Origin of the sequence: Pseudoalteromonas sp. DL-6 (genome assembly GCF_004328665.1) — a bacterium.
In the GTDB taxonomy this organism is placed as follows: Bacteria; Pseudomonadota; Gammaproteobacteria; order Enterobacterales; family Alteromonadaceae; genus Pseudoalteromonas.
Map to the genome: position 1 here is coordinate 394957 of NZ_CP019771.1, position 23163 is coordinate 418119.

A 23163-nucleotide genomic window follows, 5' to 3' on the forward strand; every position below is an offset into this window, starting at 1 on the left:
CAGTGGGAGTCGCCGTGCCTGCACTTGTTATGCATGTGGACTTTCTAATTGTGAAATGATTAACGCAGCTATCTCTTTAAGCTTCCCAACCTCTTCAAACTGCACGCCATGGTCTTTTATCACCAACAAAGGTCCTGGAAAAACATGAAAATGAAAATGCCCCACAGTTTGACCGGCAGAAGAGCCATTGTGCTGGAATATGGTTGACCCAGTCACCCCCATAGCGCGCTCGAGAGCTTTACCTATTTTCTGAACGGTTAGCATGCATGCTTGAGCAGCTTCTGCAGACAGATCGTAAATTGTGACCGCTTGTTCCTTGGGTACTACTAATACGTGACCATCCTTCTGCGGCATTATATCCATGAATGCGAGCGTTAAATCATCCTCATAGACCTTTACACAGGGGGCCTCTCCAGCAATAATCTTCGCGAAAGTATTACTATTGTCGTAGATTGGGTTCACTGATTTCTCCAGCTTACGGAAATGCATAACGCCAAGGTAAGCGGAAAAATACAGTTAGGCTAAACTGCGCGAAGCGCGAGCCAACTGTAAGTTTTCCGTTTAAGCGCCTTGTTATGTGAATTATTTACCGTACCTGCGAATTACTGATACTTTACCATTTTCTAACTCAAGAACATCTAGTACCACTTTGTTATAGCTAAACTCTGAGCCGTCTGAACGTAAGCCTGTAGCGGAGAAAGTATGTTTAAGTGCTATGGAATTATAACCAACAATATACTCAAGAATTTTTGCTTTATAATCGGTATGAACACCTAAATATCGAGACATACCTTCACGCATTAATTTTTTACCATCAGGCTCTCTTGAGTCATCTGGCGCATTAGGAAAATGTTGATTACCAACATCATCAGTTAAGAATGACAAGTAAATCTCTAAGTCTTCTTTAGATGCTCCTGGTTGTTGTGTATTAGTCATTGCTTGATGGTATTGCTTAACAAAATTCTCATAATCAAATTTATCATCACTCGCAAAAGCAATGGTTGAAATTAGAGAGATTGAAATAGCTAGAATTGAAATATATTTGTTCATTGGTACTCCTTACCGTGAGATTCACATAACGCTAAGCTAAGCGGCGCAGCTTGCTGCGTCCTTGCTTGAGCGCCTTGTTATACCTAGTTACGGTTCACTACTTGCAATGCATCTGGCCAAGCTGTATTCGCTACAATATGGTATCTTATCATTACTCTGTTTGAAGCGATGATTCCCGACCAACGCAAGTTCCACGAGTTATAGGCATGCCAAGAATAGCCAATGTAGAGCTCTTTCCTCATTGTGTTCATGGACCTTAACACTGCTTCTAAGAAGATCTTTTCTATTGAAGTACCTTTTATATCCAATATACTCGCAAGATAAATCAACCACCTTGCAATATGTTCATATTGCTCCCAAGCATTGTTCTCCGTAGTTAACTCAGTTTTAAACTCAATTATTTGACCTAGAGCTTTTACAACTCTTTTATCATCAATGCTTAAGCCGATTGCCGCTATAGAAGCAACTATTTCATAGAATGTATTCTCAATCCTTAAGAAGTCTTTGGTAAAATGGTGGCCTCCATTAACCACCTTTCTAATATTTTCAACGGACGACTCGGTACATTTTTCAGCATTTGGAATTTCAGAGTTTAGCCTTCTAAAGAAATCATGGCTTTCGGTTTCGTCAATTACTCGGATCCCATAGCAATGTGCATAATAGTCTTTAACAGGTTGATCTACTTTTGATCTAGACACCAAAAATATATTAGAGCCGATAACATGGTTTTTTGAAAAACCCTTATAGTCACTGATTATAGATTTCAGGTTTGTATCACCAAGAGAGTAACCTAAAATCACTACCGTATTTTCATGTAAAACAGTGCTCAGTTTTCTAGAAAAGTACGACTCCCCATTAATAAATTTGAAATAATCATCAGAAGTGACGACCATATTTTCTGGAGAATCGACTGAACCATGAACGTGATAAACTTTAACTCTCGCAGATGATCTGGGAATTGGAAGCCCTGGGGTTAAAGAATGACATTCATCAATGCCCACAATTTTCTCAACAAGCTTGTCGTAGTTGGTAGTTACAACACGACATGCTTTTTTTGATAAGAATTCCTCGATCGGAGAATTGTCGCCAGCTAGCTCAACTGAACTAATTTCTTTCGCGATTTCCTCATGAATACTTTTGCCTTCTTTTTGCAGCTCGATAGCAATTACTTGAGCTGCCTCCTCCATCCCTAGTGTATTTTTGCCACCTTTAGGAAATAGACTTTCCTTTAAAGAAGCCCCTTCTTTTAAAAGGTCACACATTGACTCCAAAAGACCTTGCCAACTTGGTGCCTGACTATCCGAGACAGACATGGAAAATCCCGTTCCAGTGAATAAACACAGCCGATTTGAAGTAGCTGCGTAAGCGATTTCAAAGTATTCGCTCAATTCTTACTCCTTAAAGGTATAACAATTTAATAGTGCGCTCATCGCGCATATTTCTGCCGACTTAACGCTCATTTATCTATTTTATATAGTTTTAACAAATTACCTAAGGTATTACTATCACTAAGTTTTCTCAAACTTTAAAGTAAAGTTAAATAGAATAATATGCGCGCGTCGCTCATTTTCATGAATATATGCGCAAAGAACCGTTTGACGACTCAATTGACTATTATATTTATCCAATCTCAATGACTAGTTTTCGCTCTAAGCCGAACTTTGCAAAAGTGCCATGAGCGGACAGTTTTAGAAAATTAATTGCTTGTATCCACTATAAGCCACCAGCTAGGTCCAAGAAATTTCCTGTCGAGAATGACGACTTTTCTGAAGCTAGCCAATAGATAGCTTCGGCAACCTCTTCAGGTTCCCCGCCTCTTTTAAGTGGAATGATATTTTTTAATCTTTCGATACGTTCAGGCTCCCCACCATCGGTATGCATATCAGTGTGAATTAATCCTGGTCGTACGCAATTCACACGAATACCTTCAGCTGCAACCTCTAAGGATAAACCTTTAGTTAACGTATCAATTGCTCCTTTCGATGCTGCATAATCAATATATTCATTGGGAGAACCAGAACGAGATGCTCCTGAAGACACATTAACAATAACACCGCCAAAACCACCATTGCGAGTAGACATGCGCTTTACAGCCTCTCGACTGCATAAAAAGTAACTAGTGACATTGTTTATGAGTATTGAATTTATTCTATCAGCAGTCATATCCTCTAAACGTGATTGCTTTTTTAAGATACCAGCATTATTTACTAATATTGTAAGCTTACCTAACTCTTTATCCACAGTTGAAAACATTCGAGTTACGTCATTTTCGCAAGAGACATCAGCTTGCACAGTAATGCACTTACCACCTTGTGCGATTATTGTTTCTGCTAGTTTATTAGCTGATTTTAAATTTGATTTATAGTTGATACATACAGCATAACCTTTACTAGCAAATAGTAGTGCTGTTGCAGCTCCAATTCCACGTCCAGCTCCTGTAATTATTGCTACTTTTTGAGAGCTCATAAATACCCTTGTTCACTTGAGTTAGGGCAATGCATAACGCCCGCTTCCACATAACACCGTTACCACCTAGAACCAACGTATGATAAACATATCACGCATTGGCTGCCCCTACCGAGGCGTCTGTTATTCTACCTTTTCGCCATTGGATGGCTTGGGTTTAATTGAAGAAGATCCCACAAATTCCCATACAAGTCTTCAAAAACAGCTACCGTGCCATAGTCTTCTTCTGTTGGTTCGCGGACGAAGTTAATACCAATCGATTTCATACGATTAAAGTCACGCCAGAAGTCATCAGTATTTAGGAACAGGAATACTCGGCCGCCTGATTGATTACCAATGAAGTCATGCTGCTCTGGCTTCGAAGCTCTAGCAAGTAATAACGTAACACCATGAAAATTTGGTGGAGCTACAACCACCCAACGTTTGTCTTGTTCAGGTTGATGAGTATCTTCAATAAGTTCAAATTTGAGTTTGTTTACATAAAAATCAATTGCTTCATCATAATCTTTTACAACTAAAGCGATATGGACAATATTCTGTTTCATAGTATTCCTTTTTGAAGATTTCAACCTTTAGTATAACAGCCTAGTCAGGGATCCTTTCCTCAAAAAGCGCTCACTGTCGTCAGTCATTTTTACTGGCAAGCGATTATCAACCATAAAATTGTAAAAACGAAAAGCCAATGGGGTCAAATATTGACTTCAGACATAAAAATTCTTAAATGACCGCTTCTCGCTCAAATAAGACCCCGAAAAGTTGCTCATATAGCTATCTAGATTAACGCTTTCAAAAAACAGAATATATTTCGAGAACTACCTTTAAAGCCCTAGAAACGGAAGTTTACTCCCGTTTTGTACTTTAAGATTATAAGCTAGTATCTAGTGAAAGCTGGGAAGTCTACATCGAACACATCTGTATTAGTGCTCATCCGAAGATATGGAATCCAGTTTGCAACCTTTCGACGATCGCGACCAAGCCTATTGCCATTACCACACCTATAAGAAGCACTCCGAAAACAAGACACACATAGAGCAATGTCCAAGCACTGGCAGTTTTTAACCCCGCCTGCTCTTCGGAAGTCTTATCGGAACATCGGTAGATTTGACTCAAACTTCTTTCCACCCCAAGAACGGTGCCACCGATCACTCCAAAAAGCAGTGCGACCGCGAAAGTGAGGACCCGATACTCCGCATTAGCAAAGCCATCCCACAAAAGAATAGCGCCGTTGGTCCAAGCTAATACAGTGCAACCCCATGAAGCAAGTTGATAAACAATTGTTAGTCTTTGGGTCATTAATTACTCATTTTTTTGGATTGTCTGCCTAACGCTGCGTCAAGTGGTGAAGAACGCCAACCACCATACCTAACCCACTATATCTTAAACACTAAATTAAACTTGAACTGAGATCGCAAAGTGTTGTGAATCCGCCTTAACGCTTTGTTATGGCGATTTATTTTAGACTTGCTTGGATTATCAGTAACTCAATTTCATGGTCCGATGTATTAACCAAACCATGGGTGCCAAAACGTTTATTAACTATCATATCTCCTGAGGCCACTTTTCTGTCCTCTCCTTCAATGGTCATAGTGCCTTCACCTTTCAAAATAATGTACATTTCTTCGTTATCTCCGTGAGAATGCTCTCCCATAGAACTTCCAGGTGGCATAACGACACGGATGGCAAAATCCCAAGCACCATCGAAATCTTTACGTCTGAATGCACGATAGATATCTATTGAACCTTGTCCATCATGGCTATTTTCGTCGACTTCTTTATCGCAAGTGTAGAAATTACGTATCATCTTTTCCGAATTCCTTTTTGATTATTTTCCACAGTTCAACTGAGCGCCATAACAACTTTATCAGAGGGTACTTTCCCTATAATGGCGCGAAAAGTCCTTATTTTATGAACTTATATTAATAGCAAATATTGTAAGCTATTGCCAAATATAAACATTATGCTTTCTGTAGTTTATATAAATATGTAAAAAACAGGAAAGTTTCCCCTTATTCTTACTCGGTTAATGACGGCTCACCTGAAAAATCGGTTATCGCTCTAAGCGGCACTTCAATCACACATAATTTGCTTGGCGTCTTGCAAACAATGGCAAGCTTACCTCCCCTCCTATTTACAGTAACAATAATAAAAATTGATTGTACTATGCGAGTAAAAGCTTTTTTAGATGAACCAGTCGTTAATAACTTAAAACACATAAGAGTTATTAAGCTAAATAATTTTTTATAAAAATTCAGTAAAATTTTTTTTCCAGATTATACTTTTTTATTATTGCTGTAATTTTGGACAACTATGTTAAACAATTATTCTGTGCGTACCCGTTTAGCAGTGCTTGCATTGCTACCAATTATGATTTTTTTAATTACATCGTTTTTTTCAATAAACACAATGGGAAGGTTAGTAGCAGGGATTGATAGTTTATACGACGACCGTGTCGTACCACTTAAACAAATTAAACATGTGTCAGATAATTACGCTGTAAATATTGTTGATTTACTTCACAAGTATCGTGCTGACTCTATTACCAAGTCAGAACTCTTAGCAAATGTTAATGAGGCTAGAAATACGGCTGATAATGAATGGAAAGCTTACTTAAGCACACAGTTAACAGCTGAAGAAAAGCGCTTGGTAGATAACGTTGAAAATAAACTAAAGCCTGTGCTCGTGCATTTGAATAATTTAATTGTAAGTATTAATAGTGGTGAATTTTTATCACTACCACAAAATCAATTTGTTTATGAGCTTTACCAACTCTTTGATCCGCTTAGTGCCAGTTACCAGGCTTTGATTGATTTGCAGCTTAAAGAAGCGAGTGACTTTAGAGTTAAAGCTGATGAAAATTATCAATTTATAAAATTTATAATGAGTGTGACAATCGCGATATTAATTTTACTTCTACTGATTGTTGCCTACTTTATTTACTGCTCGATACAAAACCCATTAATGTCATTACGCGATACCATAACGGATATTGCAACCAATGCTGATTTAACAGCTCGTGCTAAGGTTCAGGGTAAAGATGAGATTGCAGATACCGCATCTAACTTTAATGATATGTTACTTCGGATCCAAGGTTTAGTAAAAGATATGGCAGGCGCAACACTAACACTTGCTTCGGCAGCTGAAGAAATGAACTCTATTAGTATTCAAGTAGCCAGTACAGCAACCCAGCAAGAGCAACAATCAGCTATGATTGCAACTGCAATTACCCAAATGAGTAGTGCAATAGAACAAGTTGCTCAAAACGCGCAAATAACCTCTGATAAAGCCACAAGTGCTGACATAAAAGCAGGCCAAGGTCAGCAAGCTGTTGCTGATAATATCGAGTCAATAAATACACTTTCAACTTTGGTTAATACAAATACGCAGCTTATTACAGATCTAAATACACAAACCAATGATATAAACCAAGTTGTGATGATGATCCAAAGTGTTGCTGAGCAAACTAACTTGTTAGCCTTAAACGCAGCCATTGAAGCAGCAAGAGCTGGCGACTCAGGTCGAGGTTTTGCCGTTGTAGCCGATGAGGTAAGACAACTTGCCCACAATACTCAAAAAGCAACCGCTAGCATTAATGAAATGATCACAAAACTACAAGGCATGGCTCAGCAAGCTGTTAATGCGATGGGTAACGCTGAAAGCAGCGCTAAAGAGAGTGTCGACCATGCTAATTATTCTTCACAGGTACTCAGCGAAATTAACCAAGAAGTTACCGAAATTGCAGATATGAATACTCAAATATCAACCGCAACTCAGGAGCAAAAAATGGTCGCAAATGAACTAAGCAGCAATATTAATGAGTTTAGCGCGAGTATTACTTCTGTCAGCGAAAGCTCGCAACAAAATGCTCAAGCATCGCAAGAACTCGCACAGCTTGCGGCAATGCTACAAGGACAAGTTAATGTATTTAAAGTTTAGGTGCTTTAATTTTGAGGCATATTAGCGCTTATACTTTAAATAAAAACCTTATTTGCCATCATTTAAATGATTAAATGATGGCATATTGGTTACTTTAAGCGCTAGTTTGATTAGACAATATAGTTATCCAATCACTGGGGTTTGAAAGTATAAACTGATATGAGCTGCCATCTTGCGTGAAAACCTCTATTGCATCAGCCGTTATTGGAATAAGGCCTGCGCCCTTACCTTTACATTCAACCACGTTTAAAATTGTATTACGTGGAATTGTATGTGGTTCTAACCCCAATTTTTCATTAAAAGGTTCAAAATTTACATTAGTCTGCGTAATCCAAAACTTTCCGTCCGCTTTCATGACTCCATTTTGAATGGTTGCCGTAGTTGATTTAACAATTGTTGATTGCATATTTAATTCCTTTACACGTGTATATAACTTCAAATTGCTCAACTTCCATCTGTTTGTAATTACAGTAAACTTGAGAGCTAAACGCAAGCTCATTTATTCATCAACATTATTAAAACAGTAACTAATTTTAAAAATTATCCTTATATATTTACCTGCTTTAAACTTTGTGGAATAATCGCCATCCTCTTAGGGGAGTAGCCCGCTCAGTAATGAGTAAACTTATCAACATAATTGCACCTCATGTGCATGGTAAGTTTGTAATGTTGTAGCAAGCGTTATCGGCGAGACCTAGGTAGACACTATCCTCATGGCGGGAGATAGGTGTTTGCCTTGGTTTAGTATTCCCGCCTGAAGATTATACTAATGGATATTTTTTTAACCTCTACCGTCACTGTTGCCCTTGCCGAAATTGGTGATAAAACTCAACTTCTATCGTTATTACTCGCGGCACGTTTTCATAATAAAATAGCGCTTATTTTAGGCATTCTTGCCGCTACTATAATCAATCATGGTTTATCTGCCTGGTTTGGTGATTGGCTGAGCGGAAACTTTGCCGACGAATACTTACCTTGGATAGTTAATATAAGCTTTATTGTGGTAGGGCTGTGGCTGCTTATTCCCGATAAAGACGAGGAAGTTAGCCACAAGTACGATCGTTATGGCGCATTTTTAGTGGCTTTAATTTTATTTTTTATCGCTGAAATTGGCGACAAAACTCAAATAGCGACTGTGTTATTAGGTGCACAATATCAATCTGTTTTGTGGGTAACAATTGGTACAACACTGGGTATGCTAATCGCAAATGTACCTGTTATTTATGCTGGTAAGGCATTACTAAAACGGCTCCCGTTAAACACTGTAAGAGCTATTGCCGCCACTGTATTTGTATTACTAGGTGTTTATGGCTTAATAACCATGGTGTGATTAAGTAACCTTCAACAAAAAACCGCTTACCTAAAGTAGGTAAGCGGTTCAAGGATGTATAAGCAGTTTTCGTAGAATAAAAATGAGCCTCTTTTACACTCGGTTAATACAATAACACCCTTTTGTATCGGCAATTAATAATGACGAGTTAAAACCAGCTTGTAGATTACTGATCACGGTCTCTACAAACCCACTACCTTGTGAACAAGCCAAGCCTTCTGATAAAGGCCCTGCATAAACAAAATCACCGTTTTTATCAATTAACACTGCAGCTGGCGTTGCCGGGACCACTGACTTTAGCTGGCTATTGAGTTTAAATGTTTGCACCTCAACGCCTTGACTTTTCGCAAAACGTTGTAAGGCTGATAAATGTGGTTTAGCTTGTATGGTACAACCACAATTATCTTCTGTGATGATAAGTAGTTGCGCTGTATCTTTGTTTTGCCAAACCACTTGCTGTTTAAATTGCGAAAACCAGTTATGTCGATCCAGCATTTTATTTTCATCAAACGGCTTTAATTGCCCAAGTTGAAAATACACTAAACCCGACACAACAACGACAAGCCACACACCAATCAATGCAAAAATAAAATAGCGCTTATTAGTTAAATTTTGCAATACTTTGCTCTAACACGTCGATACTAACATCAATCATTTGTACCTTGGCGGTTAGTTGTTCAACAATTTTTCCATCTTCATGTTGGCGTTGGCGCATTTGATCTGTGCTAGTTGCAATCTGTTCGGTATTTCCAGCCTGTTCAGCAACTACTTGCGCAACCGAGTTAGAGCTTGAAGATACGGCCTGTATTTGCTCACTCATTGACGAAATATTTTCTTTCATGGTGGCACTAATTTTTGTTAGATCTACAACAAACTCAACACACTGATTCATCGATTGTGTTGAAGTACGACTATTATTCACCAAATCTGTTAACGTTGATGCTATTTTTGCTGTTGTTTGCTGGCTGTTATTCGCTAAAGAACGAACCTCATCTGCAACTACAGCAAAACCACGACCATGCTCGCCCGCTCTGGCGGCTTCAATTGCAGCATTTAAGGCTAACAAGTTAGTTTGATCGGCTATACCTGATATTTCATTCAACAAACTTGTAATTACATCACCAGCAGCCACTAAGTGGCTTAACTGCTCTTCTGTATTGGTTAATAACGTGAGCAACTCTTTGCTTTTACTGTCTGTTTGTAACACTTCTTGCAAAGCAACATGGGCAGAATCGGTAATACTACTAACTTGCTGCTTTAAAATATCGCTTTCTTGCTCAACCAGTTTAAAGCCATGGGCTACTTGTGAACCTGAATTAGCAATATCATCTGTTTGTGTATTTCGGTGTTTCGCACTGTCTGCTAACTTATCGTGCACATTTATAAGCTCTTGGGAGTTATTTTTTAATGAATCAGATTGAGTTTGAACCTGTTTAATAACATCCGACAAGTATTCCAGCAGGGTGTTAAAGCCTACCACTGCACTGCTATCTGTATCATCTGCTCGCATCGAGAGTTTTATCTGATTAGGGTCTTGCATTATTTGTTCAGTGGCATAACTTAACGACAAACCCGCACGACGTTCACGCTTTAATGTCACTGCAATATAGCCAGCAACAAGCGCTTCAACAATGGCATAGGCCGCATGAATGAGTACCGTTGAAAAAGCTAAACGATCAGGGTCGAAAACATAAAACCCAGTATTTTGAGTCTGCAGGTAGTAAAAAGATAAATGATGAATAGCAACAAACACAATGGCCGTAATAAATACCCGCCATTCAACAAACATTATCAGCATGGCTAAGAAAATAAATATTTCGAAATGCACCTCAATAAGCCCATACGCTTGCTGAATATGCAAAAATGAAAACATCATAATTGCAGCAGCGACTACATGAGGTGTAACTTTACTTTCGGGTTGGGTTTTTAATAACCAAATAGGAAGCAAGCATAAGGGCAAGCCGACCAGAAATGCCTCTGTTAATGTATCAAAATAAAGGCCTATACCAATAGACTCTACAAATAATAAACAGAATATGATTGTAAACAATCGACTCACACTAGACATAAAAACCTTAATTAATTTTATAATAATTAAACACGCTCATTGTTAGTATAACCTACAACAACTCGCAATTTTTTATCTTAAATCAAACTAAGAATGATTATACTGTTTGATTTAAAAATGTTTTTAGTGCGCTACTTAACTATTGATAGTATTTGTTTAAAAGTAGACGTCCCTGCTTTTTTTGTCCATTGAAATATAATAGTTTCAACGCAAGATATTATAGCACCTGCTTGACGAAGCTGCTCAATCGCAATGGCTTTATGCTCTACATTTCGTGAGGCTATTGCATCAGCAGCAACTGTTACTGCATACCCTTGTTGTAGTAAATCTAAACATGTTTGTAACACACAGACATGCGCTTCAGTGCCAATAACCACCACATGAGGTCGTTGTAATTGCGAAAGAGTATCTAAAAAACCGTCTTCGGCGCAGGCACTAAAATTTATTTTTTCAATATACTGAGCGTTTGGTAAAGCTTGCTTTATTTTCTCATCAGTTTCACCTAGTCCTTTTTTATAATGCTCTGTAATTATTGAAGGAATTTGATGAATAGCACTTGCATTTGCAAGCTGTAAAGCACAATCTAAGGTGCTATTAAATGAAGCTATGGCGGGTGCCAATTTACTTTGTAAGTCGATTACTAAAAGTACACTATGTTCTAAGTTGATATTTTCTCTAAAATTCATCTGTAGTCCTTTTACTTTAATTAGAATAACGTGTAATGCCCACACAAAAAAACAACAATTAATTCACATTTAATGCTTTTTGTAATTTTTGAATTAAACTCATGTTATATTACACCAATACTAAATACTAAACTTGTCAGTTAAAAAAGGTAAGTGCTTTTGAGTAAGTTTTTCTTTATTGTTCATATATTTTTATTAGTTTGCATGCAGCAGAGCTTTGCTTCACAAACTTATTCTGAACAATTACAACGTATTACTAGCAACGAACAGCTGTCGCAAAGCTTTATAGTGAAATCAATACAAGATGATATCGGTTACGTTTGGATAGCAACTACCCAAGGCCTATATCGTTTTGACGGTTACCGAGCCACCCCTTACGAAAGCGCAACAGGTTTAAAAAACAATTATGTAATCAATATCTACAAAGCTAACGACGGCAAAATAATAGTTAGCACACAACTTGCTGGAAGCTATTTAATTGACCCACATACTTTAACTGCTGAGCAAATATATTCAGGACATTTGAATCAAAATGAAGAAAAGTTTTCTCCCATTACTGCAGTCGTTGAGCAGCCTACACACTTTTATTTTTCTATTGATTCCCACGTGTACCGTTTTGATAAAAAATCAAAAAAACTAGCACTCGTTGCATCTTTGCCTGATGAAAACATATTTATTCGAGCATTATCACTGCACCAAAATATATTATATGTTGGTGCCGATCAGGGGCTATACGCTTATAGCTTTAACAATAACGAGATCCAAAAAATAGTACTCAATGACACCCAAGAAGTTATCAATGATAGTAACAATGTAAAATTTTTATCTATAGATGATGAACTTGGATTGTTAGTTGGTACGGTTGAGGGGATGTATCGGATTGCTTTTAATGAAAATAAAAATATAAATCCCTCGGAATTATCAACATTAATTAATGACTATAATATTTGGGATTATGTAAACACACCCTATGGTGAATTTATTGCTACAGAAAGTGGGCTATTTGAATTTGATAGAGCAACCTCAAAACTCACCCCTATTTTAAATTTCAAAGATAGTAGCTACAACATAACAGAAAATACGATCAACGATATTATGTTTGATGAATCTGGTTTGTTATGGCTTGGTTCAAGAACCCATGGTGTATTAACGTGGGCAGCACAAACAAAAAAATTTAAAAGAGTCAGCCTACCGGATAATAATATTGTAAATGTTATTTACCAAGACACACAACAATTGCTCTGGATAGGCACTGACGATGGGCTTGTTCGCTACAACTCAAAAACTAAAACGAGTGATTTATTTCTACAATCTAAAGATAAAAAAGCAGTTTATGGCTTATCTTCTATCGGAGATATTTTTTCTGCAAATAATAAAGGCGACAACTATCTATGGCTAGCGACTTTTTTTGGGCTTGAACTTTTCAACAAAGAAACAGGAAAGTTTGAACAAAACAAATTTATCACTGAGCATAAGCTAAATACTGACTATATATTTGGTATTGCTCAAGTCGCTCCTGATACCTTTGCTTACATCAATAATGATAATTTTTATATTTTTAACGCGAATACCGGCGAAAACAGAATTATCAAAGGATTAAAAGAGCAAGTTTCACCATTGCATGCTTACGCATTTCATGCTCCCTCAGAAGCTTATCCTGGTGAACTACTGTTAAGTACGTCTGACACGTTTTATCGTTTCAACGAAGAAACAGGCACGTTAATTACTATTTTTAAATCTAAAACGGCAAAAAACAACCTTTATCATACGGTAGAAAACTATTACTTAGACACTAAACGTGAACTGCTTTGGTTAGCAACCACACAAGAGGGTTTAATTGCCGTAGATTCAAAAACATATCAAATAGTGCATACCTTTAATGCAAACAACTCTCTCAATACTAATGCCATTTATAAACTTATTGCCGATGACAATGACTTTTTATGGATTAGTTCTGACAACGGGTTATATCAACTTAATTTAAATACGTTAAACATAACCACTTATACAATTAAAGATGGCTTAAGCAACAACCACTTTACTGCACTTGCAGCAATTAAATTACAAAATAATGAACTCGTATTTGGTAATCGCAGTGGATTGCTGCAGTTTGACCCTAATAAATTTAATAGTGAGCAACAAAACACTGATAGCAAATTGGCGTTCACCGATATTAGCTTGTTTTCAAAGGCGCTCAATTACTCACCTGAAAAATATCGTAATGCGCCGTTAATACTAAAACACGATGACATGGGGTTAACGGTTCGGTTTTCTAATTTTGATTATAAAAATATAAGTAAAACTTATTACAAAGTAGAATTGAGTGGTCCCTCATCTTTAAGTTATGACGATTTAAAATCTAATCAGGTGTTTTTTACTAAATTACAACCCGGTGACTATAAACTATCAGTGTCTACTCAGCAGCGAAATGGAGTCATTACCAGTGACCCTGTAGTGCTTAAGTTTAGTGTTGCCTATGCACCTTGGCAGTCTCCTATTGCTTACACATGCTACTTCCTTGCGGTGTTCATAATTCTGTTTTTATTTTTTTGGCAATACCGAAGCCGTAAAATAGCGATTGAACGCGCTCATCGAGCAGCCATTCATTCTAAAACTCAAACAGAGCTTGCACTAAAAAGTAATAAGAGTGGCGTTTGGAACTATAGCTTTGCAGACAACTCTGTTAATACAGCCAGAGGCGTAGAATTAGGCTATGAAAACATACCTGAGCGTATTAATATACATAGCTTCTTTAATATTATGCACCCTGATGAGCGTCGTAGAATAGAAAATAAATGGGATGCATTTATAAAACAAACTCATCCACAAGACTGGCAAGCGACATATCGATTACGTCACAAAGATGGTCATTGGTTGTGGTTTCATGACCTAGGGCAAATTATTTATAATGAAGACAGTAAAAAGCCTGAGTATGTGTCTGGTATTTTTACTAATATTACCGAGCAGTTAGCAAATGAACAGCAAGCAAAAATACTCGGCGAAGCATTTAGCCAAATAAATGATTTTTTACTTATCCTAGACGAAAACCTAGTACCTTTCTCAGCAAATAGTAGCTTTATGGATGTATTTTCTGATGATGGTGAAGGGGGTATTGTTACCTCAGAGTTATTTATAAAAGCCATTGGGCAAACTAAATGCAAAGAATTTGCAGCCACATTAAAAGCACTGCAACCAAAAGAAAATTGGCGAACTAATGCCTATGTAAATACCACAAAAGCAAAGCAACACCCTATTCATTTAAGCGCCACAGCTGTCGCTAATGAAAAAGGTAAAGTTGGGTATTATGTTGTTGTTATTACAGACTTAACCGAACAGAAGCGCGCTGAAAATGAGCTGCGTTATCTGGCTAACTATGATGCGTTAACCGGGTTACCAAATCGTAGTTTAATGAATCAAAAGATTGAAAATGCTATAACAAAGGCCGCCAAAAACGACTTGCAATGTGCGGTGATATTTATAGATTTAGATAAATTCAAACCCGTGAATGATTCATTTGGCCACGCTGTGGGCGACAAATTACTGTGTAACATTACCGAAAGAGTTGCCTCATACTTAGGTGACCATGCGACCTTCGGGCGACAAAGTGGTGATGAGTTTTTAGTATTAATCGAAAATATTACCTCTATGTCCTCGCTACAACATACGCTAAATGAAATGAGCAGTGAGCTCGCAAGTAAAGTTATTATTGATGACTTTTCTATCAATATTTCTGCCAGTATTGGTATTGCCTTGTATCCTCATGATGCAAGCTCAACCGATGCTTTGATCCGTAATGCAGATATTGCCATGATGCATGCAAAACAAGCAGGTCGAAATGGATTTCAGTTTTTTAATGAGAAAATGAATGAGCAAATAAAGCAAAAGCTTATTCTTGAAAACGACTTAAAAGACGCCGCAAAAGATAATCAGTTCTTTAACCATTACCAGCCAGTGGTTAACACAAAAGATAAAACAATAAGCGGTGTTGAGTTATTAATGCGCTGGGAAAATCAAGGAAAATTAATCTCTCCGGCTTTATTTATACCGGTGGCAGAAGAAACAGGCCTAATTGATATGCTCACTGAACAAGCATTGCAACGTGCGATCACAGAGCTTGCGCCTATTCTTAGCGTTAACCCGCAGTTTTATGTGTCGTTGAACGTATCACCAAAACATATTCTGAAAGCTAACATAACCCAGCGACTGAGCGCTATACTTGAAAAAGCCAACATTAAACCACAGCAAATACGCCTAGAAATCACAGAAAACACGCTGCTAGAAGATAAGTACAAAGCAGCTAAACAACTCAAAAGCCTTCAGGCAGCTGGGTTTAAGCTATTTCTTGATGATTTTGGTACCGGCTATTCATCACTCACTTATTTGAGTCAATTTCCAATTAACGTAATAAAAATTGATCAAAGCTTTGTAAATAGTATTGGCATAGATAAAGGCGACGAGTCGATTATTAAGACTATTTACTCGCTTGCTGAAAACTTAGAGTTATATTGTATCGCAGAAGGGGTAGAGACACGGGAGCAACTCGACTTTTTAACGAATATAGGTTGTCATAAGCTTCAAGGTTACTATTTCGCCCGCCCTATGAGTGCCAACGATTTAATGAACCCTGAATGCTTTGAGATGATTATTGATTTGATATAAAAACGCAGTAATGAAAGTGAGTTGTTGACCTGATTACTAAATTTATAGGTTAACAACTTAATGTATATGCTTGCATTCATAACTTTCAATTTGCAGTACACTGTTGCGAACATTAAATTTATCTGCAAGTAGTTTAATTACTTTTAAACGACACTCTTCATCATGCTTTTCTATAGTGCAATGTTGCTTCAACACCACGTGAGCACCCACTATCACTTTTTTATTTTTACGAACAACGGTAACATTGTGTACATTGGCAACGTGCTCCATGCTGGTTATTTCTGTTTCGATATCTTGAACTTCAGGCAGTTTTGCTTTATTAAAGCGTAGCCCTTTAATACAACTAATAATGACCTTAATACCGGTAAACAAGACAAAAGATGCAATTAACATACTCGATAAAATATCAATCACATTCCAACCTGTTATGTAAATTAGTACACCGGCTACAAAAGTAGAAACAGTCGAAATTAAGTCAAAAAACGAATGTAAAAAAACCGCATACACGTTAATGCTGGCCTTACGCCCCTTATAAAGTACCCATGCTGCTGCACCATGAAATAAAAAACCAATCGCAGCAATCACCGACATTAAATAGCTATTTATAACCAGCTCATGCCCACCTTTGTGATGCATAAAGCGCTCAGCTCCCTCAAATAAAATAAGTAAACTAATGGCGAGATATAAAATCCCGTTGATCAGACCACCGATTAATTCAGCTTTTTGATGGCCGTCGTTGTAAGTTTTAGCCAGATGAATAGCAAAGCTAGAAGCAATAAGTGCTATAAATAATGAACTGTTATGAACAAATAAATGGCCTGCATCAGCAAGTACTGCAAGTGAGTTTGCGTAATAAGCACCTATAAGCTGAATCACCATAAACGAACAGGTAATTGCAAGTGCAATTAACAAACGGCGACGAGAGGCGTGATGTGTGGTTATTTCTGTCATGAAATATAAAAGGCCTTTACTGGAAACAAAGTAAGCTCATGAAAAAAAGCAAATTAGAAAGTACGTAATGATATACAGTCACAATTGTAATACGAAGACCAATTAAACGCACTAAAAACTTAGTAAAATGCAAAGAACTGTACTAAATATAAATAGACATATACTATTAATAATTAAAAGATTTGGCAGATCCTGCCGGTATAAGTGCGGAGAAATCAGTGAGTCATGACTCAGACAAAACAATTTGGCAGGTTTTTAATCTTATTAATTTAGCAGTGATTGTTTACGATAATAAAAATCAACACTACACGTTAAATCAGCATGCTAAAACGTTACTTAGCATAGAGGGTGAGAGCGCTGTTAAAAAAGATGTTTTTAGCAATCTTGTGCTGCGCGACTTTAGTAATGATGAAGTTGTGAGTGTTGGACAATTATTTTCTTCTGATATAACAACCGTTTTATTAGGTTCTGAGCCCACTTCACAACTGTTAAATATTAACCATGCTGTGGTTGATGACTCTGTAACTATGATCACTCTAGAGCAAGATCATACATTTACGGAGCAATATAACTTTGATCATATTATCTCTAAAATCTCTACCAAACTTATTGATATACAAAATGACAATATAGATCAGCAAATTAACTTTGCCCTCAAAGCCATCGGCACCGTATTAAAGGCTGACCGCAGTTATTTATTTGAATTTAACACCGACAACGAAACCATCACCAACACTCACGAATGGGTTAACACGGGTATCATTGCCTGCAAAGATAGGCTGCAAAATGTACCAAAAGTTGAACTACCCTATTTTTTTGAAGTAATGAATCAGAGCCATCTATTTCAAGTCAATGATATTGAGCAATTACCCACTAAAGCCGGCGCTGAAAAAGCGGAGTTTAAAGAACAAAGTATTCAATCGGTTTTGTGCATAGGCCTGCGTTTTGATGATGAGCTGGTCGGCTTCATTGGTTGTGATTGTGTTAAAACTAAACGTAATTGGAGTAAAATAGATTTAATTAGAATTAAGCTTGTAGGCGAAATCATCAATAATGCACTTAAAAATATTAACTATAAAAAAAAGTTGCAGTTAACCCAACAGCAATTAGTGAGCGCCAATATTAAGCTCAATAAATTAGCGAATACCGATGCACTAACTAATATTGCTAATCGCCGTTTTTTTGATACTACACTAAAAAGTGAAATTAAACGTTGCGCCAGGCACCATCAGCCAATTAGTTTGATTATGTGTGATATCGATTTTTTTAAACGTTACAACGATAATTATGGCCACCAAAAAGGTGATGACGCATTAAAACAAGTGGCGCGTGCTTTAAAAAACGTATGTAAGCGCGAAGGTGATATCGCTGCTCGGTACGGGGGCGAAGAATTTACAATTATTTTGCCCGCTTCTAACAAAGAGCAATGCCATGAGTTTGCTTTGCTGATACAGCAAAAAATTAACGCGTTAAATATTCTCCATGAATTTTCTTCGGCTGCTCCTCATATCACATTGAGCTTTGGCTGCTATACCAGTTATCCAAAGGCTGACACCAACACGCAAACCATTATAAAGAGCGCTGACATAGCATTATATAACGCAAAAAAAGCCGGCAGAAATCAAATATGCACCTTTGAATAATCTATTCTGAATAGCCTAACTTCTGTTTTTATAGTACAAATTAAAAACTAATGATAATCTGTAGCTTGTTGAAATTATAAACACCATGCAGTTTTTGGACTGAATGTAATTAACAAGGAAATACCCTATGGATCCCATCGCAGAAATTATAAATATTGTTTTTACTGTTGAAGCGTTTTTACTGATTTTTGTTTTAGTGCTACTAAAAAGTAGTGTTAAATTTGTACCACAAAACCGCGCATGGTTAATTGAGCGTTTTGGTAAATACCAATCAACTAAAGAAGCAGGCTTAAATTTCATTGTACCTTTTATTGATCGCATTGCTGCTGATCGCAGCTTAAAAGAACAAGCTCAAGATGTGCCCTCGCAATCGGCAATTACCAAAGACAATATTTCGCTATCTGTTGACGGTGTATTGTACTTTCGTGTACTTGACCCATACAAAGCCACTTACGGAGTCGACGATTATGTATTTGCAGTAACGCAGCTATCACAAACTACGATGCGTTCTGAACTAGGTAAAATGGAGCTTGATAAAACATTTGAAGAACGTGATGTTCTCAATACTAATATCGTAACCTCTATTAACCAAGCGGCTGAGCCTTGGGGTATTCAGGTTTTACGTTACGAAATAAAAGATATTGTGCCACCACAATCTGTGATGGAAGCGATGGAAGCGCAAATGAAAGCCGAACGTGTTAAACGTGCGCAAATTTTAGAATCTGAGGGTGATCGTCAAGCAAACATCAATGTTGCCGAGGGTAAAAAACAGGCTCAAGTTCTAGGTGCTGAAGGTGAAAAAGCTGAACAAATCTTGCGCGCCGAGGGTGAAGCTAAAGCTATTATTGCCGTTGCAGAAGCGCAAGCCGATGCACTACGTAAAGTGGGTGAAGCTGCTGATACTGAGCAAGGCCAAAAAGCGATTCAACTCGATTTAGCAACCAAAGCCATTGCCGCTAAAGAAGCTATCGCGAAAGAGTCATCTGTTGTTTTATTGCCCGATAGCGCCACTGATGCAAGCTCATTAGTTGCACAAGGCATGTCGATTATTAACTCTCTAAATCAAAAGCAAAAACTTTAATCTGTTGAGGATAAATAATGACGCTTATTACTAACAACTTACCTGAAACACTGATGATTTTAGGCGTGCTTGCGCTCATTATCGAAGTGGCTGTGTTAGGTATGTCTACCTTTATATTATTATTTTTAGGTATGTCTTTGTTTGCCAGCGGTTTAATGATGAACTTTAACTTGTTAGATGACTCTTTAACTACCGCATTGTGGAGTAACACGCTTATTACAGCTGGGTTTGCGCTATTTTTATGGAAACCACTAAAGCGCATGCAAAACCAGGTCGATAACAAAGGTGTACAAAGCGATTTCGCTGAGCTTGATTTTGTTTTAGCTGACGATGTTGATGAAAGCGGACTTACAATGCACCTTTATTCAGGAATTAGTTGGAAGTTAAAAAGTAAGCAACCACTCCCTGCTGGTACACATGTTAAGGTCGTAAAAAAAGAAGTGGGCACTATGTGGGTTGAAGCCATTTAGCTAACTGGCACCACATTAAATTATAAGGGCAGTAATATCACTATTACTGCCCTTTTTAATATCAATTCTGGTTTAGTGCTTTAACAACATTAATATTATAATGTATTACTCATAAATTTAATCACTTAGCTCTGCAGCAGAAGGAACAACCACTGCATATAAATCATTGATAGTTGCAAGCGCACTTGAATGTAAATTTAACGCTGAGACTTCACTCACTGATGTTTGTAATGCCCGAGTTGCACAAGCATCTGCGACCACAGTTGCATGATTCCCTTTTAAAAAAGCACCTTGGGCGGTAAATGTCACGCACATATGGCTCATAAAACCAATGATAATGACATTATTATTACCAATTGCATCCACTTGTTTACCTAAGTCAGTGCCTACAAAGCTATCAGGCGCTTTTTTAACAATAATGCTCTCACCATCAATCGGCGCCACACTAGGGTGTATTTGGCCTATTTCGGCGTTTACATCATAAGGCGAACCTTGGCCACCATCGTGGACCACATGAATAATATTAGTCCCCGCCGCACGCGCATCTGCAAGTAAACTCTTGGCATTATTAAGGGCATCTTGCCAGCCTTCTAACTCCATTACGCCTTGCGTATATGTGTTTTGATAATCAACGAGTATAAGCGTTGCGTTAGAAAGTGATGCAGGTATATCGCTAAGGCCATTTAATTCACGCAGTGTTGTTGTCATATTTTTACCCTTTAATAATCAATAAAAAACAAATAACGCAGCACGACTGCCTAGTTGCCACGTTTGTATACAACCAGAATATACTTTATAGTTTGCCACCAATAGTGTCTCTCAGGACTACATTCGATGATATTAGGCCAAGTATGAACATTAAACCTGCGCACAACGTTGCCATTATTGCTTATAACAATATCAGCTTATTTCACTTATCAATTCCGTGTAGTATTTTTGGAGAAGATTTAGACCGTACAGACGCACGTCCTTATAATGTTGAAGTTTGTACTGAACACGTTGGCCTAGTTGACACGCTTTCTGGTTTGCCTATAACTATTAACAAAGACTTATCTATAATCGCTGATGCAGATACAGTGATTGTTCCTGCTTGGTGCGATCCTGATACTGTAGTGCCTGCAGCATTACTAAATGCAATTAATAACGCACATGCACGTGGAGCACGAATTGTTGGCCTTTGTTTAGGTGCTTTTGTATTAGCAGAGGCGGGAATATTAGAGGGTAAAACGGCATCCACCCATTGGGTATGGGCTGACGAATTTGCAAAAAAATACCCCAATGTCAATTTTGATAACGATGTACTATACATCAATGTCGATAATGTATTTACCTCGGCGGGATCAGCTGCGGCAATTGACTGCTGCCTTCATATATTACGCCTTGATCACGGTGCTGATATTGCTAACCGGGTAGCTAGAAGAATGGTCGTTGCACCACATCGTAGTGGCGGACAAGTTCAATACATTGAAAAACCCCTACCCCGAAATATCGATAGCAACCGCTTGGAGCCCGCCATTAGCTGGGCAATAAATAATGTAACCCAGCCTCTTAATATTGACTTATTGGCAAATAAAGCCAGTATGAGCCGACGCAATTTCTCTCGTTTATTCAAAAAAACCATGGGGCTAACATTTACACAGTGGCTACTTGAGCAGCGACTTGCCATAGCACAGCAACAGTTAGAAACAACCTCACACACTATTGATAGAGTAGCAACGGATTCAGGCTTTTCATCAAGCGTGAGTTTTCGCCAGCATTTTTTAGCCACTTTTTCTATTTCGCCAACCGCCTACAGAAAACAATTTAAAAGTAGTGAATCAAAGTAAAAAGATGCTCGCACAGTTCAAGTACACTTGTTAGCATGAGTGTATTGTCAAAGGATGGAAGTTAACATGAACAATAGCCAACATGCATTAGTGGTTGAGGGCGGTGCCATGCGCGGTATTTTTGCCGCAGGCGTACTTGATGAGTTTTTAGCACAGCAATATCAACCTTTTACCAGCTATTTTGGTGTATCTGCTGGAGCAACGAATGTCGCGGCTTATTTATGTAAACAAGCAACCCGAAACTACAAAGTGATTACTGATTATTCGTGTAGGCCTGAATTTATTAACCTGCCCCGATTTGTTAAAGGCGGTCACTTATTTGATTTAGACTGGCTTTGGCAAGAAACAGTACGTGAAATTCCTTTAAACACCGATGAATTTACACAATCTCCTCACGATTTTTATATTGTTGCAACGGCAATCGAATCTGGGCAAGCCCATTACTTACAAGCAACCGGCAGCGAAATGGTAGAGCAATTAAAAGCCTCTTGCGCTATACCCATAGCTTATCGGGATTATCCAAAAATAAATGGTATTGCCATGACCGATGGTGGCGTTGCCGACTCTATTCCAGTAATAAAAGCCTATGAAATGGGTGCATCAGAAATAACGGTTATCCTTTCCCAACCTTTAGGCTATCGTAAAAAAGATGTCAAAGTAGCGTGGTTAACTAAGCAACTCTATAAAAATACCCCTGCACTTGCACAGGCCAGCCTACAGCGCTCTAAAAACTATAATTCCAGTATTGATTTTTTACATAATGCTCCACCGGATTGCAAAATAAATATTATTGCCCCACCAGCAGGGTTTAAAGTCGGTCGCACCACCAAAAATCGAGCTCTACTCGATATTGGCTATCAAATGGGTATTAATGAAGCTAAAGCCTATATAAGGAATTATTATGAGCGATAAAATCAATCCAGAAGAAGTCGACGATGTTATAAACCTAAATACAAAACCAACTCAACCTATTAATTGTTAAATCAGTGAGTTAATGTAA

21 protein-coding genes are annotated in these 23163 nt (G+C 37.8%); 8 read left to right on the forward strand and 13 right to left on the reverse strand.

Annotated elements, in window-relative coordinates:
• Nucleotides 1-27: 27 nt before the first annotated feature.
• The 7 genes from B1F84_RS16855 to B1F84_RS16885 form a co-directional block, all read right to left on the reverse strand.
• Complete coding sequence (locus B1F84_RS16855; RefSeq protein WP_205988867.1) at nucleotides 28-462, reverse strand: HIT family protein; 435 nt, start codon at nucleotides 460-462, stop codon at nucleotides 28-30.
• 120 nt (nucleotides 463-582) lie between these two features.
• A complete protein-coding gene (locus B1F84_RS16860) occupies nucleotides 583-1050 on the reverse strand; it encodes a nuclear transport factor 2 family protein (RefSeq protein ID WP_131692155.1) in 468 nt (155 codons plus the stop codon).
• An 83-nt stretch (nucleotides 1051-1133) separates the two neighbouring features.
• Entirely contained in the window at nucleotides 1134-2438 is a 1305-nt protein-coding gene (locus B1F84_RS16865) for an SIR2 family protein (RefSeq protein ID WP_131692156.1), read from the reverse strand.
• 325 nt (nucleotides 2439-2763) lie between these two features.
• Nucleotides 2764-3516: an SDR family oxidoreductase gene (locus B1F84_RS16870; protein ID WP_054201290.1), complete on the reverse strand. Its 753-nt coding sequence runs from the start codon at nucleotides 3514-3516 to the stop codon at nucleotides 2764-2766.
• A gap of 128 nt (nucleotides 3517-3644) precedes the next feature.
• On the reverse strand, nucleotides 3645-4061 hold the full coding sequence (locus B1F84_RS16875) for a VOC family protein (protein ID WP_131692157.1): 417 nt from the start codon (nucleotides 4059-4061) through the stop codon (nucleotides 3645-3647).
• Between the two features lie 379 nt (nucleotides 4062-4440).
• On the reverse strand, nucleotides 4441-4809 hold the full coding sequence (locus B1F84_RS16880; RefSeq protein WP_131692158.1) for a hypothetical protein: 369 nt from the start codon (nucleotides 4807-4809) through the stop codon (nucleotides 4441-4443).
• Between the two features lie 157 nt (nucleotides 4810-4966).
• A complete protein-coding gene (locus tag B1F84_RS16885) occupies nucleotides 4967-5317 on the reverse strand; it encodes a cupin domain-containing protein (protein WP_131692159.1) in 351 nt (116 codons plus the stop codon).
• A 506-nt stretch (nucleotides 5318-5823) separates the two neighbouring features.
• Here B1F84_RS16885 and B1F84_RS16890 point away from each other — a divergent pair.
• Complete coding sequence (locus B1F84_RS16890) at nucleotides 5824-7449, forward strand: methyl-accepting chemotaxis protein (protein WP_075169945.1); 1626 nt, start codon at nucleotides 5824-5826, stop codon at nucleotides 7447-7449.
• Nucleotides 7450-7543: 94 nt separating this feature from the next.
• On the opposite strand, the gene B1F84_RS16895 is transcribed toward B1F84_RS16890, so the two are convergent.
• A complete protein-coding gene (locus B1F84_RS16895) occupies nucleotides 7544-7855 on the reverse strand; it encodes a hypothetical protein (protein WP_131692160.1) in 312 nt (103 codons plus the stop codon).
• A gap of 363 nt (nucleotides 7856-8218) precedes the next feature.
• On the opposite strand from B1F84_RS16895, the gene B1F84_RS16900 reads away from it, so the two are divergent.
• On the forward strand, nucleotides 8219-8779 hold the full coding sequence (locus B1F84_RS16900; protein ID WP_131692161.1) for a TMEM165/GDT1 family protein: 561 nt from the start codon (nucleotides 8219-8221) through the stop codon (nucleotides 8777-8779).
• A gap of 93 nt (nucleotides 8780-8872) precedes the next feature.
• Here B1F84_RS16900 and B1F84_RS16905 read toward each other — a convergent pair whose 3' ends face one another.
• The 3 genes from B1F84_RS16905 to B1F84_RS16915 form a co-directional block, all read right to left on the reverse strand.
• Nucleotides 8873-9397, reverse strand: coding sequence for a DUF6436 domain-containing protein (locus B1F84_RS16905; RefSeq protein WP_131692162.1), 525 nt, complete (start codon nucleotides 9395-9397; stop codon nucleotides 8873-8875).
• Nucleotides 9381-10847 carry a methyl-accepting chemotaxis protein gene (locus B1F84_RS16910; protein ID WP_008110354.1) on the reverse strand — a complete coding sequence of 489 codons (1467 nt, stop codon included), beginning with the start codon at nucleotides 10845-10847 and terminating at the stop codon, nucleotides 9381-9383. The genes B1F84_RS16905 and B1F84_RS16910 overlap by 17 nt, the downstream gene beginning before the upstream one ends.
• Before the next feature lie 131 nt (nucleotides 10848-10978).
• Nucleotides 10979-11533, reverse strand: coding sequence for an isochorismatase family protein (locus B1F84_RS16915; protein WP_131692163.1), 555 nt, complete (start codon nucleotides 11531-11533; stop codon nucleotides 10979-10981).
• A gap of 159 nt (nucleotides 11534-11692) precedes the next feature.
• On the opposite strand from B1F84_RS16915, the gene B1F84_RS16920 reads away from it, so the two are divergent.
• Complete coding sequence (locus B1F84_RS16920; RefSeq protein WP_131692164.1) at nucleotides 11693-16192, forward strand: EAL domain-containing protein; 4500 nt, start codon at nucleotides 11693-11695, stop codon at nucleotides 16190-16192.
• 57 nt (nucleotides 16193-16249) lie between these two features.
• Here B1F84_RS16920 and B1F84_RS16925 read toward each other — a convergent pair whose 3' ends face one another.
• Nucleotides 16250-17143 carry a cation diffusion facilitator family transporter gene (locus tag B1F84_RS16925; RefSeq protein WP_131692165.1) on the reverse strand — a complete coding sequence of 298 codons (894 nt, stop codon included), beginning with the start codon at nucleotides 17141-17143 and terminating at the stop codon, nucleotides 16250-16252.
• A gap of 218 nt (nucleotides 17144-17361) precedes the next feature.
• Between B1F84_RS16925 and B1F84_RS16930 the strand changes: the two genes are divergently transcribed.
• The 3 genes from B1F84_RS16930 (at nucleotide 17362) to B1F84_RS16940 (ending at nucleotide 20337) form a co-directional block, all read left to right on the forward strand.
• Nucleotides 17362-18786, forward strand: a complete 1425-nt coding sequence (locus tag B1F84_RS16930; protein ID WP_131692166.1) for a diguanylate cyclase — start codon at nucleotides 17362-17364, stop codon at nucleotides 18784-18786.
• Between the two features lie 127 nt (nucleotides 18787-18913).
• Entirely contained in the window at nucleotides 18914-19867 is a 954-nt protein-coding gene (locus B1F84_RS16935; RefSeq protein ID WP_076920366.1) for a slipin family protein, read from the forward strand.
• 17 nt (nucleotides 19868-19884) lie between these two features.
• Complete coding sequence (locus B1F84_RS16940) at nucleotides 19885-20337, forward strand: hypothetical protein (RefSeq protein ID WP_008466976.1); 453 nt, start codon at nucleotides 19885-19887, stop codon at nucleotides 20335-20337.
• 117 nt (nucleotides 20338-20454) lie between these two features.
• Here the strand turns inward: B1F84_RS16940 and B1F84_RS16945 are convergent, their stop codons facing one another.
• The gene (locus B1F84_RS16945; protein WP_131692167.1) at nucleotides 20455-21045 is read right to left on the reverse strand and encodes a cysteine hydrolase family protein; all 591 of its coding nucleotides are present in this window, start codon (nucleotides 21043-21045) and stop codon (nucleotides 20455-20457) included.
• A 143-nt stretch (nucleotides 21046-21188) separates the two neighbouring features.
• Between B1F84_RS16945 and B1F84_RS16950 the strand changes: the two genes are divergently transcribed.
• Complete coding sequence (locus B1F84_RS16950; protein ID WP_131692168.1) at nucleotides 21189-22163, forward strand: helix-turn-helix domain-containing protein; 975 nt, start codon at nucleotides 21189-21191, stop codon at nucleotides 22161-22163.
• Nucleotides 22164-22229: 66 nt separating this feature from the next.
• Nucleotides 22230-23075, forward strand: coding sequence for a patatin family protein (locus tag B1F84_RS16955; RefSeq protein ID WP_076920362.1), 846 nt, complete (start codon nucleotides 22230-22232; stop codon nucleotides 23073-23075).
• Nucleotides 23076-23163 lie beyond the last annotated feature (88 nt).